The organism is Stenotrophomonas sp. YJH_SMC_48-3 (assembly GCF_059369375.1).
The window spans coordinates 177,453-192,919 of the sequence record NZ_JCAFSQ010000002.1; the positions used below are offsets into that span (position 1 = coordinate 177,453).

The 15,467-nt window shown below is 67.5% G+C and carries 16 protein-coding genes; 10 read left to right on the forward strand and 6 right to left on the reverse strand.

Features of this window, described 5'->3' with window-relative positions; all coding sequences use genetic code 11:
• Positions 1-32 precede the first annotated feature (32 nt).
• Both AC5P65_RS03725 and alr read left to right on the forward strand, forming a co-directional pair.
• Positions 33-1,337 (forward strand): D-amino acid dehydrogenase, encoded by a 1,305-nt coding sequence (locus AC5P65_RS03725; RefSeq protein ID WP_058980697.1) that lies wholly within the window; start codon positions 33-35, stop codon positions 1,335-1,337.
• A complete protein-coding gene (gene alr, locus AC5P65_RS03730) occupies positions 1,316-2,383 on the forward strand; it encodes an alanine racemase (protein WP_180832575.1) in 1,068 nt (355 codons plus the stop codon). Before AC5P65_RS03725 ends, alr begins: the two co-directional genes overlap by 22 nt.
• Positions 2,384-2,471: 88 nt before the next feature.
• Here alr and AC5P65_RS03735 read toward each other — a convergent pair whose 3' ends face one another.
• Positions 2,472-3,035 (reverse strand): DUF3016 domain-containing protein, encoded by a 564-nt coding sequence (locus tag AC5P65_RS03735; protein ID WP_019660921.1) that lies wholly within the window; start codon positions 3,033-3,035, stop codon positions 2,472-2,474.
• 243 nt (positions 3,036-3,278) lie between these two features.
• Here AC5P65_RS03735 and AC5P65_RS03740 point away from each other — a divergent pair, with 243 nt between their 5' ends.
• Positions 3,279-5,267, forward strand: a complete 1,989-nt coding sequence (locus tag AC5P65_RS03740; RefSeq protein WP_111097724.1) for a hybrid sensor histidine kinase/response regulator — start codon at positions 3,279-3,281, stop codon at positions 5,265-5,267.
• A 43-nt stretch (positions 5,268-5,310) separates the two neighbouring features.
• The gene (locus AC5P65_RS03745; RefSeq protein WP_019660923.1) at positions 5,311-5,604 is read left to right on the forward strand and encodes a DUF3247 family protein; all 294 of its coding nucleotides are present in this window, start codon (positions 5,311-5,313) and stop codon (positions 5,602-5,604) included.
• A gap of 70 nt (positions 5,605-5,674) precedes the next feature.
• Here AC5P65_RS03745 and AC5P65_RS03750 read toward each other — a convergent pair whose 3' ends face one another.
• Positions 5,675-5,938, reverse strand: a complete 264-nt coding sequence (locus AC5P65_RS03750) for a hypothetical protein (RefSeq protein ID WP_005407925.1) — start codon at positions 5,936-5,938, stop codon at positions 5,675-5,677.
• Positions 5,939-6,094: 156 nt separating this feature from the next.
• Here AC5P65_RS03750 and AC5P65_RS03755 point away from each other — a divergent pair, with 156 nt between their 5' ends.
• From AC5P65_RS03755 to AC5P65_RS03765, 3 genes are read left to right on the forward strand one after another with little or no spacing between them, the layout of a single operon-like run.
• Positions 6,095-7,159 carry a class I SAM-dependent methyltransferase gene (locus tag AC5P65_RS03755; RefSeq protein ID WP_495215428.1) on the forward strand — a complete coding sequence of 355 codons (1,065 nt, stop codon included), beginning with the start codon at positions 6,095-6,097 and terminating at the stop codon, positions 7,157-7,159.
• Complete coding sequence (locus AC5P65_RS03760) at positions 7,156-7,857, forward strand: pseudouridine synthase (RefSeq protein ID WP_021204380.1); 702 nt, start codon at positions 7,156-7,158, stop codon at positions 7,855-7,857. Before AC5P65_RS03755 ends, AC5P65_RS03760 begins: the two co-directional genes overlap by 4 nt.
• Positions 7,854-8,537 (forward strand): HAD family hydrolase, encoded by a 684-nt coding sequence (locus tag AC5P65_RS03765; RefSeq protein ID WP_021204381.1) that lies wholly within the window; start codon positions 7,854-7,856, stop codon positions 8,535-8,537. The genes AC5P65_RS03760 and AC5P65_RS03765 overlap by 4 nt, the downstream gene beginning before the upstream one ends.
• A gap of 61 nt (positions 8,538-8,598) precedes the next feature.
• Here AC5P65_RS03765 and fabB read toward each other — a convergent pair whose 3' ends face one another.
• Both fabB and fabA read right to left on the reverse strand, forming a co-directional pair.
• A complete protein-coding gene (gene fabB / locus AC5P65_RS03770) occupies positions 8,599-9,807 on the reverse strand; it encodes a beta-ketoacyl-ACP synthase I (protein WP_111097722.1) in 1,209 nt (402 codons plus the stop codon).
• Positions 9,807-10,322 (reverse strand): 3-hydroxyacyl-[acyl-carrier-protein] dehydratase FabA, encoded by a 516-nt coding sequence (gene fabA / locus AC5P65_RS03775; protein WP_014035851.1) that lies wholly within the window; start codon positions 10,320-10,322, stop codon positions 9,807-9,809. Before fabA ends, fabB begins: the two co-directional genes overlap by 1 nt.
• Before the next feature lie 191 nt (positions 10,323-10,513).
• On the opposite strand from fabA, the gene dinB reads away from it, so the two are divergent.
• Positions 10,514-11,584 (forward strand): DNA polymerase IV, encoded by a 1,071-nt coding sequence (dinB, locus tag AC5P65_RS03780; protein WP_111097732.1) that lies wholly within the window; start codon positions 10,514-10,516, stop codon positions 11,582-11,584.
• A 269-nt stretch (positions 11,585-11,853) separates the two neighbouring features.
• Here dinB and AC5P65_RS03785 read toward each other — a convergent pair whose 3' ends face one another.
• A complete protein-coding gene (locus AC5P65_RS03785; protein WP_111097721.1) occupies positions 11,854-12,765 on the reverse strand; it encodes an MBL fold metallo-hydrolase in 912 nt (303 codons plus the stop codon).
• 187 nt (positions 12,766-12,952) lie between these two features.
• Complete coding sequence (locus AC5P65_RS03790; protein ID WP_111097720.1) at positions 12,953-13,591, reverse strand: NAD(P)-dependent oxidoreductase; 639 nt, start codon at positions 13,589-13,591, stop codon at positions 12,953-12,955.
• Between the two features lie 108 nt (positions 13,592-13,699).
• Between AC5P65_RS03790 and AC5P65_RS03795 the strand changes: the two genes are divergently transcribed.
• Together AC5P65_RS03795 and AC5P65_RS03800 are read left to right on the forward strand one after the other, a co-directional pair.
• Positions 13,700-14,629, forward strand: coding sequence for a LysR family transcriptional regulator (locus AC5P65_RS03795; protein WP_111097719.1), 930 nt, complete (start codon positions 13,700-13,702; stop codon positions 14,627-14,629).
• Positions 14,626-15,417, forward strand: a complete 792-nt coding sequence (locus AC5P65_RS03800; protein ID WP_019660932.1) for a class I SAM-dependent methyltransferase — start codon at positions 14,626-14,628, stop codon at positions 15,415-15,417. Before AC5P65_RS03795 ends, AC5P65_RS03800 begins: the two co-directional genes overlap by 4 nt.
• Positions 15,418-15,467: the final 50 nt, after the last annotated feature.

A 15,467-nucleotide genomic window follows, 5' to 3' on the forward strand; every position in this document is an offset into this window, starting at 1 on the left:
AGTGCAGGGAATGATCGGGTTGGAGAAGTCCCATGCGAGTCCTAGTTCTCGGCAGCGGCGTGATCGGTACCACCAGTGCCTGGTATCTGCGACAGGCCGGGTTTGAAGTCACGGTCATCGACCGCCAACCCGGCCCGGCGCTGGAAACCAGCTTCGCCAATGCCGGCCAGCTGTCGTTCGGCTACACCTCGCCGTGGGCGGCCCCGGGCGTGCCGAAGAAGGCTATCGGCTGGCTGTTCGAGAAGCACGCGCCGCTGGCGATCCGCCCGGGCATGGACCTGGCCCAGTACCGCTGGCTGTGGCAGATGCTGCGCAACTGCACCCACGAGCGTTATGCGATCAACAAGGCGCGCATGGTGCGCATGTCCGAGTACAGCCGCGACTGCCTGAACGAGCTGCGCGCGCAGATCGGCATCGAATTCGAAGGCCGCGACCTTGGCACCACCCAGCTGTTCCGCACCCAGCAGCAGTTGGATGCTTCGGCGCAGGACATCGAGATCCTGGCCCAGTACGGCGTGCCGTACGAGGTGCTGGACCGCGCCGGCATCATCCAGGCCGAACCGGCCCTGGCCCATGTCGATGGCCTGGTCGGCGCGCTGCGCCTGCCGCGTGACCAGACCGGCGACTGCCAGTTGTTCACCCGCCGGCTGTCGCAGTTGTGCATGGATGCCGGCGTTGAATTCCGTTTCGACCAGGACATCACCGGCCTGGAGTTCGATGGCGACCGCATCACCGGCGTGCGCATCGACGGCAAGCTGGAAACCGCCGACCGCTTCGTGGTCGCGCTTGGCAGCTACTCGCCAGCGCTGGTCGCACCGCTGGGGATGCGCCTGCCGGTGTACCCGCTGAAGGGCTATTCGCTGACCCTGCCGATTACCGACCCGGCGATGGCACCGACCTCGACCATCCTCGATGAGAGCTACAAGGTGGCGGTGACCCGCTTCGACGACCGCATCCGTGTCGGTGGCATGGCCGAAGTGGCCGGCTTCGACCTGTCGCTGTCGCAGCGCCGTCGCGAGACCCTGGAACTGGTGGTCAGGGATCTCTATCCGAAGGGCGGCGACCTGTCGCGCGCGCAGTTCTGGACCGGCCTGCGCCCGGCTACGCCGGACGGTACGCCGGTGATCGGCGCCACGCCGTTCCGCAACCTGTACCTCAACACCGGACACGGCACGCTGGGCTGGACCATGGCCTGCGGCTCGGGCCGCTACCTGGCCGACCTGATGAGCGCGCGACAGCCGCAGATCAGCACCGAAGGCCTGGATATTTTCCGCTACGGCCAGTACGGTCACGCGCCGCAACACGAGAACCGCACATGCGTCCTGCCCGCGCGCTGATCGATCTGGGCGCCCTGCGCAGCAATTACCGCCTCGCCCGTGAACTGGGCGGTGGCAAGGCGCTGGCGATCATCAAGGCCGATGCCTATGGGCATGGCGCGGTGCGCTGCGCGCAGGCGCTGGAAGGCGAGGCCGATGGCTTCGGCGTGGCCACCATCGAAGAGGCATTGGAGCTGCGCCAGGCCGGCATCCGTGCGCCGATCCTGCTGCTGGAAGGCATCTTCGAGCCGAGCGACATGACGCTGGTGGCCGAGCATGACTTCTGGTTCGCCGTCGGTTCACCGTGGCAAGTGGAGGCACTGGCGGCGTTCGACAGCCCGCGCCCGTTGACGGTGTGGCTGAAGCTGGACAGCGGCATGCACCGCCTCGGCCTGGACGTGGACAGCTTCCGCGCGGCGCACGCGCGCCTGTCGGCGCTGCCACACGTCGAACGCGTCGTGCTGATGACCCACCTGGCGCGTGCCGACGAGCTGGACAGCGAACGCACCCACGAACAGGCGGCGACCTTCGCCCGCGCCATTGATGGACTGGCAGGCGAGACCAGCGTGTGCAACTCGCCTGCGCTGCTGGGCTGGCCGGATGTGCGCAGTGATTGGGTGCGCCCGGGCCTGATGCTGTACGGCGCCAACCCGCTGCCGGACAACACCGTGTTGACCGAGCGGCTGCGCCCGGTGATGACGATGCAGTCGAAGGTGATCGCCGAGCGCTGGATCGAAGCCGGTGAACCGGTGGGGTATGGCGCGCGTTTCGTGGCCAAGGCGCGCACCCGCGTGGGCGTGGTCGCGCTTGGCTATGCCGACGGTTATCCGCAGTTCGCCCCCAATGGCACGCCGGTACTGATCGATGGCCAGCCCGGCGTACTGATCGGGCGCGTGTCGATGGACATGCTGACGGTGGACCTGACCGCGCATGCGCAGGCCGGCATCGGCAGCGTGGTGGAACTGTGGGGTTCTGCGCCGACCCTGTCGGAGCTGGCGCCGCGCTGTGGCGTGAGCGCCTACCAGCTGCCGTGCGCGGTCAAGCGCGTGGCGAAGGTGTACGTGTAGCGCCGAGCCCGCGCTCGGCACCGGTAGCGGCCGACCTCGATCGGCGCCGTGAATGCGTATCGACCAAGGTCGACACCTGCCGGGGGACCTAACGCGCGGCGGTCGCCTGACTGGCCAGCTGGCGCTTCACCCAGTCATCGATCAGGCGCTTCTCGTAGCGCAGTGGATCGCTGTCGCTCTTCAGTCCCACGTTGTGCAGGTAGCCGGTATCGCTGAGTCGCGCATCGCCCTCGCTGACAATACGGCCGCTGGCGTCCTTCAGCGTGTACTGCAGGGTGATCCGTGGCGGGTAGATGTCGCGCATGATCCGGATGTCGCGGCCACGCGGGCCGTGCCAAGGCTCGTAGTCACCGGCACGCTTGATGTCGACGAGGGTCACATCGAGGGTCTGCCCAGGCTGCAGCGGCTTGGCTGCGGTGGTCTGCAGGTAGCGGGCCAGCTGCTGCACCCAGTCACCGCGTTCGGCCTCGAAGCGGTTGCTGCTCTGGCGTATTTCGGTGAACTTGGCCGGATCTTCCCATTTCACGCTGACCGGTCCATCGGCCTGCAACGCACGCGGCGCGTCTGCATCGGTCACGGTGCGTGGCGCAGCATTGGCGCCACCGGCCGCCAGGGCGCCTGCCAGCAGGGCAATCGCGAGTGAGCGTTTCATGACGGTCTCCTGCGTCCCCGCGCTGGGGGGGTGTTGATCACGGATCGAGTGTGAGCCTGCTGCCGGACGACCGCAATGGCCGATTGCGTCGTGGGCAAGAGCGGTTGCCGCCAATTCATCGACGTCAACCATGACTGACGGCGCTTGACGCTGTGAATACGCCCTTTGGAAGATGCTGTGCTCCCAACCTGGCCTGCAAAGACCCCCTTGTCCACACTGCCGCCCCTCGTGGAGCGCCCACCGATGCTGGTGCCGGCGCCAGAACCCGACCTGCATCGTGGCGTGCTTGAGCGCATCAACGCCGGCTTCTGCGTGATCCAGGTGCTGTTCGAGGGTGATCGTGCGGTCGACTATTGTTTCATCGAAGTCAACGACGCGTTCGAGCGCCACACTGGGCTGAAGGACGCGCGTGGCAAGTGCATGACTGCGCTGGAACCCAACCACGAGCAGGACTGGTTCCGTATCTATGGCGAAGTCGCACGCAGCGGCCGCCCCGCTCAGTTCGAGATGGAAGCCCGTGCGCTGGGCCGCTCGTTCGCGGTCGACGCGGTGCGGGTGGGGCGGCCGGGAGAAGACAAGGTCGGCATCCTGTTCTTCGACATCACCGCGCGCAAGCAGATGGAAGTGGAGTTGGGGGAAAGCGAAGCCCGTTTCAGCGCGCTGGCAGACGGCCTGCCGATGCCGGTGTGGGTGCTCGATGAGCGCGGCCATGCGCGTTTCGTCAACAGTGCCTTCAGCGAGTTCTTCGGTGGTGATGAAACGCGTGTGCCGGAAGATGTCTGGCGGGGTCTCGTGCATCCGGATGACGCGTCCGTGTTCGAATACGAACTGCAGGAAGCGCTGAAGGCGCAGCGTTCGATGCACGCGCTGGTGCGTGCGCGGCGCGCGGATGGCCAGTGGCGCTGGCTGGAGATGAACGCCCGCCCGCGTTTTTCGCGGATGGGCCGCTTCATCGGCTTGGCCGGCAGCAGTCCGGATGTCACCGAACGACGCGAAATTGAACTGGCCCGCGAGGAGCTGCTGCAGTCCGAGCGCGCCGCGCGCAGCGCTGCGGAGAACATGGCGCGGCTGAAGGACGAGTTCCTGGCCACGCTGTCGCATGAACTGCGTACGCCGCTGACCACCATCCTGGGCTGGAGCGAACTGCTGCTGCAGCGCGTGGACAACACCAGTCCGCTGTACAAGGGCCTGAACGTGATCGCCAACAGCGCCGGTGCGCAGAAGCGGCTGATCTCGGACATGCTCGACCTGAGCAGCATGCTGCTGGGCAAGGTGCAGCTGGAGGTAGAGATACTGGACCTGCGCGACCTGCTGAGCGAAGCCATCGGCGCGCAGGAGCTGGTCGCCGAAGGCAAGGCGCTGGATGTGAGCCTGCTGCTGCCGGAACAGCCGTGCCTGGTGCTGGGCGATGCCACCCGCCTGCAGCAGGTGTTGTGGAACCTGCTGTCCAATGCGATCAAGTTCACCCCGGCCGAAGGCCGCGTCGACCTGCAGCTGCAGGCCGATGGCAATCACTGGGTGATCACCGTGCGCGACACCGGCGACGGCATCGCGCCCGAATTCCTCAACCATCTGTTCAGCCGCTTCCGGCAGGCTGATGGCACCACCACGCGCCGTCATGGCGGTCTCGGCCTGGGCCTGGCGATCGTGCAGCAGCTGGTCGAACTGCATGGCGGCACGGTCACTGCCGCCAGCGAAGGGCATGGCCACGGCGCCACCTTCACCGTGCGCCTGCCCCAGCACCTGCCGGATGCAGAGCGCCGACCGCTGCGCGAAGTGATCAGTGGGCCGATCCTGGAGCCGGTGGTCGTCGAACCCTATCCGCTGCGCGGCATGCACGTGCTGGCGGTGGAGGATCAGCCGGAAGTGCTGGAATACCTGCGCCGCATGCTGGAAGAGCAGGGCGCCACCGTATCGGCGGCCAGCTCGGCCGGCGAAGCGCTGGCACTGCTGGCCGACACCGGCCACCTGCGGTACCACGTGCTGCTGACCGACATCGGCATGCCGGGCATGGATGGCTATGGGCTGGTGCGCACCTTGCGCGAGGACATGGGCGTGGACGCGGCGACCTTGCCTGCGGTGGCGGTGACTGCACTGGCGCGTGCCGACGACCGCCGCCGCGCGCTGGCCTCGGGCTTCCAGGAGCACGTCGCCAAGCCGTACTCGGTGGCGCAGCTGGTGGCTGCCGTGCGCAAGGTGCAGGTGGCGCGCGCGGACAGCGCGCTGCACTGAGCATTCACGGCCGATCGGCGACCCTGCAGTCAGGAGGTCGCCGATGTCCCGCATAGCTCCACGTATCCACACCGATCCGGCGCAGATCGCGCGCCTGGAAGCCCTGCTGCCGCAGCTGGATGGCGAAACGCAGGTGGAACTGATTCTGCACGATGGCCGCCGCCTGCTCGGCACGGTGGCCGTGAGGCCAACCGTGCAGCAATACCGCAACGCCGCGGGTGATGAAGGCAGCAACGGCCAGTTGCGCCTGGATGACTACGACACGCCGGTGCAGCAGCACCATGTGTGGCTGGATGAGATCGCCAGTATCAACCGCCTGCCACCCAAGGCGCCTTGATCCGATGTGGAGCCGAGCCCACGCTCGGCTCTGCCGCCGCCCGAGCGTGGGCTCGGGCGCTACAGATGTGTCAGTGCTCGAACAGGGTCGGCGTCGCCTCGAACCGGCGTGCGTACGCCCGCTCCTCTGCAACCCTCGCCACCTCGTCATCGGCCAGGTCCGGTGCCCCATAGACGGCGTAGGCAACGCTGCCGTCGGCGCCATGACCGACCTGGTGGAGCCGGTAGCGTGAGTGGCCGCCGCCGGTGTCCTCGGGGTAATGCACGGGCGGATGGCTGCCTTCCAGGTCCATTTCACTGTTGTCGACCACGCCACCGACGAACAAGGCTCGCATGCAGGTTCTCCTGGGTTTCCGGGGGAGCCTCTACCCTGAACGTTTCAATGTTGCTGGCAGATCAAAGCCCCGTTCGGGTTTCGCAAAGCGGCTGCCGGGGCCGGCCCGGTCAAGCCGGTACAATGGACGGCCCTCACGCTTGAAGTACCCGCGCCGATGGCCTCCAGCGACGACGCCCCCCTGCAGACCCTGTTCCTGCCGTTTTCACAAGGTGCCCTGCGCTGGCCGGAAGGTCCGGTGGCCTTCCTGCGGGCCCGCGACGGCTGGCCGCTGCGCGAAGCGGCCGGCAACCGCGAGGTGCACTGTGAACAGAGCTTCGCCCCGTTCGCGCAGCCGCTGCAGCAGGCCGCCGGCTGGACCGTCAGCGGCCAGCTGGATGATGTGGCCGGCAAGGGCCGCTACCCGTTGGTGCTGGTGCTGCCGCCGCGCCAGCGCGAAGAGGCTCGTGCGTTGTTTGCGCGCGCGCTGGCGCTGGTCGCCGACGGTGGCCGCATCGTCGCCTGCCAGTCCAACAACGAAGGCGCGCGCTCCGGCGAAGGCGACCTCAAGCAGTTGGCCGGCCTCGGCGGCAGCCTGACCAAGAACCATTGCCGCGTGTACTGGACCGCCCCACCGCAGGGCCAGCACGACGCTGACCTGGCCAAGCGCTGGTCGGTACTGGACGCGGTGCGCCCGATCGTCGGCGGCCGTTTCCTCAGTCGTCCGGGCGTGTTCGCCTGGGATCGCATCGACCCGGCCTCGGCACTGTTGGCCGAGCATCTGCCGGCCGAGCTGGCCGGGCGTGCTGCCGACCTGGGCGCTGGCTACGGTTACCTGTCACGCGAACTGCTGGAGCGTTGCCCGAAGATCACCGCGCTGGACCTGTACGAAGCCGAGCAGCGCGCACTGGCGCTGGCCGAGCTGAACCTGGCGCCGCCGCCGCGCCCGCTGCCGCTGCGCTTTCTGTGGCGCGACGTCACCGCCGGCATCGAGCCGGGCTACGACGTCATCATCAGCAACCCGCCGTTCCACACCCCATCGCGTGCCGACCGCCCGGACATCGGCCAGCGCTTCATTGCCGTGGCTGCGCAGGCGCTGCGCCCGGGCGGGCGCCTGTACGTGGTGGCCAATCGCCACCTGCCGTACGAGCACACCCTCAACGACAGCTTCGGCGCGGTGCGCGTGGTCGCCGAGCGCGACGGCTTCAAGCTGGTTGAAGCGGTGAAGGGGAAAGGCAAGTGAAACTGGTCAAGCACATTGCCAATCTGGGCTATGGCAGCCGCAAGCAGGTGCAGTGGATGTTCCGCGAAGGCCGCATCACCGACGCCGACGGCGAGGTACTGTACGCCGACGACCAGGTGCCGCACGAGGTGATCCGGGTTGATGGCGAGCCGCTGGACCCGCCGGTGGGCCTGTCGATCGCGCTGCACAAGCCGGCTGGCTACACCTGTTCGACCAAGGATACCGGCCGCCTGATCTACGACCTGTTGCCGCCGCGCTTCCGCGACCGCAATCCGGTGCTGTCCACGGTGGGCCGCCTCGACCGCGAGACCAGCGGCCTGCTGCTGCTGACCGACGATGGCAGCCTGCTGCACCGGATCATCTCGCCGAAGTCGAAGCTGCCGAAAGTCTATGAGGTCGAATTGAGCGAGGACCTGCGCGGCGACGAGGTGGCGCTGTTCGCCAGCGGCACGCTGATGCTGGAGTCCGAGAAGACGCCCCTGCTGCCGGCTGAACTGGAAGTGCTGGATGCGCGTCGCGCGCGCCTGGTGCTGCACGAAGGCCGCTACCATCAGGTACGCCGCATGTTCGCCGCCACCGGCAACCACGTGCAGGCCCTGCACCGCAGTCGTGTTGGCGGGCTGGACCTGCAGGGACTGGACGAGGGGCAATGGCGGCAGCTCACTTCCACCGACCTGGATACGCTGTTCGCTCCATGACCACCATTGCTGCGCTGCCGTTCCTCCCCGACGCCGTCATCTTCGACATGGACGGCCTGATGATCGACAGCGAGCGCGTCTCGCTGGCCTGCTGGAGCGAGGCCGCCGACGAATTCGCACTGGGCCTGGACGAGGCAGTGTTCCTGCGCATGGTCGGCCTCGGCGACCGGGATTCGCACGCGCTGCTGCGTGCGCAGGGTATCGAGGACAGCGTGATCGAGGCGGTCGCTGCACGCTGCCACGAACTGTACGAAGGACGCACACAGACCGGCCTGCCGTTGCGTCCGGGCATCCTGGAACTGCTGGAGCTGCTGAAGGCGCACGCGGTACCGCGCGCGGTGGCCACCACCACGCGGCAGCCGCGTGCCAACCGCAAGCTGGCGGCGGCCGGACTGCTGCCGTATTTCGACGCGGTGATCACCAGTGGCGACGTGGCGCGGCCGAAACCGGCGCCGGACATCTACCTGCTGGCCGCGCAGCGACTGGGCCAGGTGCCTGGGCGCTGCCTGGCGCTGGAAGACTCACCCGCTGGCACGCGCGCGGCATTGGCCGCTGGCATGACCGTGATCCAGGTACCGGACCTGGTGCATCCTGACGAAGAGCTGCGCGCGCTTGGCCATCGCATTGTCGGTTCGCTGGTGGATGCGCACGCGTTGCTGCTGCCGCTGCTGCCGAAGTAGCGGTGGGTGCCGACCGCCCCTGACGGTGGGTGCCGACCGTTGGTCGGCACACCTGCCCCCATCACACCCGCCCGAACACCAGCGCGGCGTTGGTGCCACCGAAGCCGAAGCTGTTGGACATCACCGTATCCAGCCTCTGCTCGCGGCTCTCGCGCAGGATCGGGAAGCTCTCCACCTTCGGGTCCAGTTCGCCGATGTTGGCCGAACCGGCAACGAAGCCATCGCGCATCATCAGCAGGCAGTAGATCGCCTCGTGCACGCTGGCCGCGCCCAGCGAATGGCCGGACAGCGCCTTGGTTGAGGACAGCGGCGGCACCGCATCGCCGAACACTTCACGGATCGCGTTGAGCTCGGTGACATCGCCCAGCGGCGTGGAGGTGCCGTGGGTGTTGAGGTAATCCAGCGGGCGATCGACGCCCTGCAGTGCCATCTTCATGCAGCGCACCGCGCCTTCACCGGACGGGGCGACCATGTCGGCGCCGTCGGAGGTCACGCCATAGCCGATCAGTTCGGCATGGATGCGCGCGCCGCGCGCAACGGCGTGGTCGTAGTCCTCCAGCACCAGCATGCCACCACCGCCGGCGATGACGAAGCCGTCGCGGTCCTTGTCGTACGGGCGCGAGGCGCTGGCCGGGGTCTCGTTGAAGCTGGTCGACAGCGCGCCCATCGCATCGAACATCACGCTCATCGACCAGTGCAGGTCTTCGCCGCCACCGGCGAACATGATGTCCTGCGCGCCATGGCGGATCATGTCCGCGGCGGCGCCGATGCAGTGCGCCGAGGTCGCGCAGGCGGCCGACAACGAATAGCTGACGCCCTTGATCTGGTAGGCGGTGGCCAGGCAGGCCGAGACCGTCGAGCACATCGTGCGCGGCACCATGTACGGGCCGACCTTGCGCACACCACGTTCGCGCAGCAGGTCGACCGCGCCGATCTGCCATTCGCTGGAGCCGCCACCGGAACCGGCGATCAGGCCGGTGCGCAGGCTGCTGACCTGCTCGGCGCTGAGCCCGGCATCGGCGATGGCATCGCGCATGGCCAGGTAGGCGAAGGCCGCCGCGTCGCTCATGAAGCGCTTCTGCTTGCGGTCGATCAGCGCCTCCAGATCGAGGTCGACACGACCGCCGACCTGGCTGCGCAGGCCCGCTTCGGCGTGGTCGGCCAGGGCGGTGATGCCCGAGCGCCCTTCGCGCAGCGCGGCCGAAACGGTATCCAGATCATTGCCGAGGCAGGAGGTGATGCCCATGCCGGTGATGACGACGCGACGCATCAGAAGCTCCCGGTTTCGGTGAACAGGCCGACGCGCAGGTCGCGGGCGCTGTAGATTTCGCGATCATCCACGTACATGCGGGCATCGGACTGGGCCATCACCAGCTTGCGGTTGATGACCCGGCTGATGTCGATCTCGTAGCGTACGAGCTTGGCGTCCGGCAGTACCTGGCCGGTGAACTTCACCTCGCCACAGCCCAGCGCGCGGCCCTTGCCGGGGGCGCCCAGCCAGGTCAGGAAGAAGCCGGTCAGCTGCCACATGGCATCCAGGCCCAGGCAGCCTGGCATCACCGGGTCGCCGATGAAGTGGCAGCCGAAGAACCACAGGTCCGGGCGGATATCCAGCTCGGCGCGTACCATGCCCTTGCCGTGCGGTCCGCCGTCCTCGTGGATGTCGGTGATGCGGTCGAACATCAGCATCGGATCGTTGGGCAAACGGCCGGCGGCGGTGCCGAACAGTTCACCGCGTGCGCTGGCCAGCAGCTGTTCGCGGTTGAACGCGTGGAGACGGGTCATGAAGCACAATCCTGGAAGCGGGGAAACAGGGAAACAAGCGTTCGAGGATGCCCGTGGAAACTGCGCCGATCAAACATTTCAACCGTACGCAACCGTAGTGTTTTCAATGGAATACGCGCATCCTGTTGATGTGCAACGACCATACTTCGGCGTGTGGCCCGTTCGGCACGCCCCCGCCCTTTCCGCCTGACATGACCCGACTGCGCAAGATCATCCACGTCGACATGGACGCGTTCTACGCGTCGGTGGAGCAGCGCGACGATCCGTCACTGCGCGGCAAGCCGGTGGTTGTGGCATGGCGCGGCGCGCGCTCGGTGGTGTGTGCGGCGTCCTACGAGGCACGCGTGTTCGGCGTGCGTTCGGCGATGCCGGCGCTGCGCGCCGAACGCCTGTGTCCGGACGCGATCTTCGTGCCGCCTGACTTTGCACGTTACAAGGCGGTGTCACGCCAGGTGCGCGAGATCTTCCTGCGCCACACCGACCTGGTCGAGCCGTTGTCGCTGGACGAGGCCTACCTGGACGTGACCGAGCCGAAGAGCGGCATCGAACTGGCCACCGACATCGCCCGCACCATCCGTGCGCAGATCCGTGAGGAGACGAACCTGACCGCTTCAGCCGGGATCGCGCCGAACAAGTTCCTGGCCAAGATCGCTTCGGACTGGCGCAAGCCCGATGGCCAGTTCGTGATTCCACCGCAGCGGGTGGACGCGTTCCTGCTGCCGCTGCCGGTGAACCGGGTGCCCGGCGTCGGCAAGGTGATGGAAGGCAAACTTGCCGCGCGTGGCATTGTCACCTGCGGCGATCTGCGGCAATGGGCATTGACCGATCTGGAAGAGGCGTTCGGCAGTTTCGGCCGCAGCCTGTACAACCGCGCACGCGGCGTCGACGAGCGGCCGGTGGAACCGGACCAGCAGGTACAGTCGATCTCCTCGGAGGACACCTTTGCCGAGGACCTGCTGCTGGAAGACCTGGGCGAGGCGATCGTGCAACTGGCGGAGAAGACCTGGAAGGCCACGCGCAAGACCGAGCGCGTCGGCCACACCGTGGTGCTGAAGCTGAAGACCGCGCAGTTCCGCATCCTCACCCGCAGCTTCACCCCGGAGCGCCCGCCGGAATCGATGGAAGAACTGCGCGACATCGCGCTGGCCCTGCGCGCCCGCGTCGACCTGCCGGCGGAGACCCGTTACCGCCTGGTCGGCGTCGGCCTGGGTGGCTTCCGCGAAAAGGAACCGGTGGTGCAGGGGGAATTGTTCGAGCACTGATCATTGCCATGCCGACCAACGGTCGGCACCCACCAACATCAGCAGGTTCCGTCAGCAGCAGGAAACTGTCGAAGGCGGGGTGGGGCCGGTTGCGGGGGCGTGAGCCGCATGGATGCGGCGACCGAGCTTACATGGACGTACTTGCAGCGTCCCCCGCAACCGGACCCACCTCGCCATCCCACGGATAGCCAGCTGTTGCTGTTGCTTCGGCTGTTGCCGTTGCATTGAGCAGGTGCAGGGCGCAGCCCTGCAAAAGAAAACTCCCTACCTCATGGCCACTGCATCTCGCCCTTGGCCACCTTCGCGCTCAGCTCCAGCGATGCGACGCCATCCAGCTTCGGGTAGCGCGACTGCATTGCCTGCACCAGCGCCGCACTGTCCTTCGCCTTTGCCGCTTCGATATCGAACGTGCGGATGTAGTCCGCAGTGAAGCGCAGTGCACTGGCATCCAGCGCCGCACCTGGCGCGTAATGCCCCGGCACCACCACCTTCGGCTTCAGCGCCTGCAGCTGCTGCAGGGTCTGCAGCCAGTCGGCATGTGACTTCGGCGTCTGCGTGTCGGCCATCCACACGTGCTCGCCCGCCACCACCGGAATGCCACCGACGATCGCGCGCAGCGACGGCACCCACAGCACGGTGCGGTCCGGGGTCGGTCCGTCCAGGCCGATCAGCGGCAGGCGCTGGCCTTCCAGTTGCAGGGCATCGCCCTCCAGCACCTGCGGCAGCACGATGCGCGCGGGCACGTCGGCAGCCATCTTCGGGCCCCAGTAGGCCAGCTTGCCGGCCTGTGTCTGCTGGATGTGGGCAACGGTCTGCGCGGTAGCGACGATGCGCGCCTGCGGGAACGCATCCTGCAGCGTGGCCAGGCCGAAGTAGTAGTCCGGATCGCCGTGGCTGATATAGATCGTGGTCAACTGCTTGCCGCTGGCGCGGATCAGCTCGACCAGTTTGCGCGCGTCGCTGGCACCGAACTGCGCATTGACCAGGATCGCGTCGTGGCGGCCTTCGATCAGCACCGAGGACACCGAGAACATTGCCTGCGGGCCGGGATGGAAGGTCTGCAGGTGCAGTTGGGATTTCGTCGCGGTGGTCGGCGCCGCGGTGGCCGGTGCGGCCAGCAGCGGCGCACTGGTGAAAGTGGCGGCCAGGGCGAGGGGAAGCAGCAGGGCAGCGGTACGCATGGGAATTCCTTGTCTAGAGCCGGGCCAATGCCCGGCTGCATGTTCGCGTAGAGCCGAGCGCGGGCTATGCCGGGCGTCCTTGCCCGGCCCCCTACGGGCCGTCGCAAGCGATGTTGGCAACGGCTCCTGCCGTTGCCTTCGGCTCTACAGGGAGGTAGCGCCGGGCCATGCCCGGCGGACGGCATGATCAATACGCTGCCGTGATGATCTGCTTCGGGTACTTGTGCGCTTCCAGCTCGGCGACGAACGCGGCGCCGTAGTCGGCATAACTGATGCGGCTGTGCCCGCTGGCGTCGGCCAGGAACGCCTTGGGCTGCACGCGGTAATGGCCACGCTCTTCGCCCGGGCCGATTTCGGCGGCCGGCGAGAAGAAGGTCCAGTCCAGGTCGTCCACCGCCTGCAGTCGATTGAAGGCTTCTCGATGGGCCAGCGCGTATGGCTTGTAGGCCTCCGGGAAGGTGGGGGTATCGACCAGCTGCACGCCGGGTGCGACTTCCAGGCTGCCGGCACCGCCGACCACCACCAGGCGCGGTACACCGGCCTTGCGCGCGGCCGCGGCCAGCTGTGCGGCCACCTCGCCGACGCGGCCGATGTCATCGCCCGGGCGTGGGCCGTAGGCGCTGGCCAGCACGTCGTGGCCGGCGATGGCGGCGACCAGCGCGTCCTGGTCATCCAGCGAGGCGACCACCGGATGGGCGCCGGCCAGTTCGGCCGGAAGATCCTGCGCGCTGCGCACGATGACAGTGAGTTCGTGGCCGTTCGCCAGCGCGTGGCGGGCGATCTGGCGGCCGATGTTGCCGGTGGAACCGACGAGGGCGATCTTCATGGCAGGACTCCGTGGGGCGGTGTGGGGGGGGGACGCGGCCACTGTAGGCCGCTGCAGTCGCTCGAAAAACAGCGTATAACGCGCTTGTTTGTTGCATGGATCGAGCATATGGACCGATTGACCGCCATGACCGTGTTCGTCGAGGTGGCCGAGCGCGGCAGCCTGACCGCAGCGGCAGAGGTGCTGGACATGTCACGGGCGATGGTCAGCCGTTACCTGGCCGAGGTCGAGGGTTGGCTGGGCGCGCGCCTGCTGCACCGGACCACACGGCGGGTCAGCCTGACCGGCCCCGGCGAAGCGGCGCTGGCGCGCTTCCGGCAGATGCTGGCGATAAGTGAGGAACTGCAGGGCGAGCTGGCCAGCGATGATCCCGAACCGCACGGCACGCTGCGGGTGACCGCCAGCGTGTCGTTCGGGCAGAGCCACTTGGCACGAGCGGTGGCCGGTTTCGTCGCGCGCCATCCTGCCGCGCGCATCGAACTGCTGCTGGTCGACCGCACCGTGAACCTGGTGGAAGAACGGGTGGACCTGGCCGTGCGCATCGCGCGCCAGATCGATCCCAGCCTGATCGCACGGCGGCTGGCGACCTGCCGCTCGGTGCTGTGCGCGACGCCGTCCTACCTGGAGGCGCGCGGTACGCCAACCGCTCCCGAACACCTGGCCGCGCACAACTGCCTGACCCACCACTACGTCGGCAAGAGCCTGTGGCAGCTGCACCGCGATGGCCGTTCGCTGTCGGTGGCTGTGGGCGGCAACATCAGTGCCAACGAGGCATCGCTGCTGCTGGAGGCGGTGCGGGCCGGTGCCGGTATCGCCATGCTGCCGACCTACCAGGTGGCGCCGATGCTGCGCAGTGGCGAACTGGTCGAACTGCTGCCCGAATTCAGTCTGGACGAGCTCGGCATTCATGCCGTGTACGCATCACGGCGACAGCAGCCCGCTATCATGCGGCGATTCCTGGACTTCCTGGGCGAGTGCTTCGCCGGCCCGGCCTTCCAGGATCTGGATTGGCGCCCGCCGGGCAAGGAGGACACATGAACCATGGACAGGCCTTGATCGACCACAACCGTGCTGCGTGGGACCGCCAGGCCAGTGAAGCGCGCGAATGGTCGCGCCCGGTGGAAAGCTCAACGATTGCTGCCGCGCGCGCAGGCCGCTGGCAGGTGCACCTGACGCCGCGCGCGTTGCCGCTGGACTGGATGGGCGACGTGCGCGGCCGTCGCATCCTGTGCCTGGCCTCGGGTGGTGGCCAACAGGCACCGGTGCTTGCTGCCGCTGGCGCCGATGTCACCGTGTTCGACCTCTCCGACGGGCAGCTTGAACAGGACCGCGCGGTCGCCGCGCGCGATGGCCTGCAGCTGCGCACCGTGCAGGGTGACATGCGCGACCTGCACGTGTTTGCCAATGACAGTTTCGATGTGGTGTTCCACCCGATCTCGAACCTCTACGTCCCTGACGTGCGCCCGGTATGGACTGAATGCCGCCGCGTGCTGGCGCGCGATGGCATGCTGATGGCCAGTTTCTACAATCCGGTGCTGTTCGTGGGTGCGCGCGATCCGCAGCTGGATGCACAGGGCCTGATCCGTCCGCAGTACGCCATTCCCTATTCGGACCTGGAAGACCTGCCGCAAGCCGAACGCGAGGCGAAGCTGGCCCGTGGCGACGCATTGACCTTTGGCCACAGCCTGACCGAGCTGATTGGTGGCCAGCTGGATGCCGGCTTCGTCATCGATCGCTTCATGGAAGACTGGCAGCCGCGGCCGCGCTTCCTGATCGACCGTTATCTTCCCACCTTCCTGGCCACCCGGGCGCGCCGGATCGGTTGAGGCGGATCGGCGCGGAAACCAGCGGCGTACAATGGGGGCCCACGTCGTGC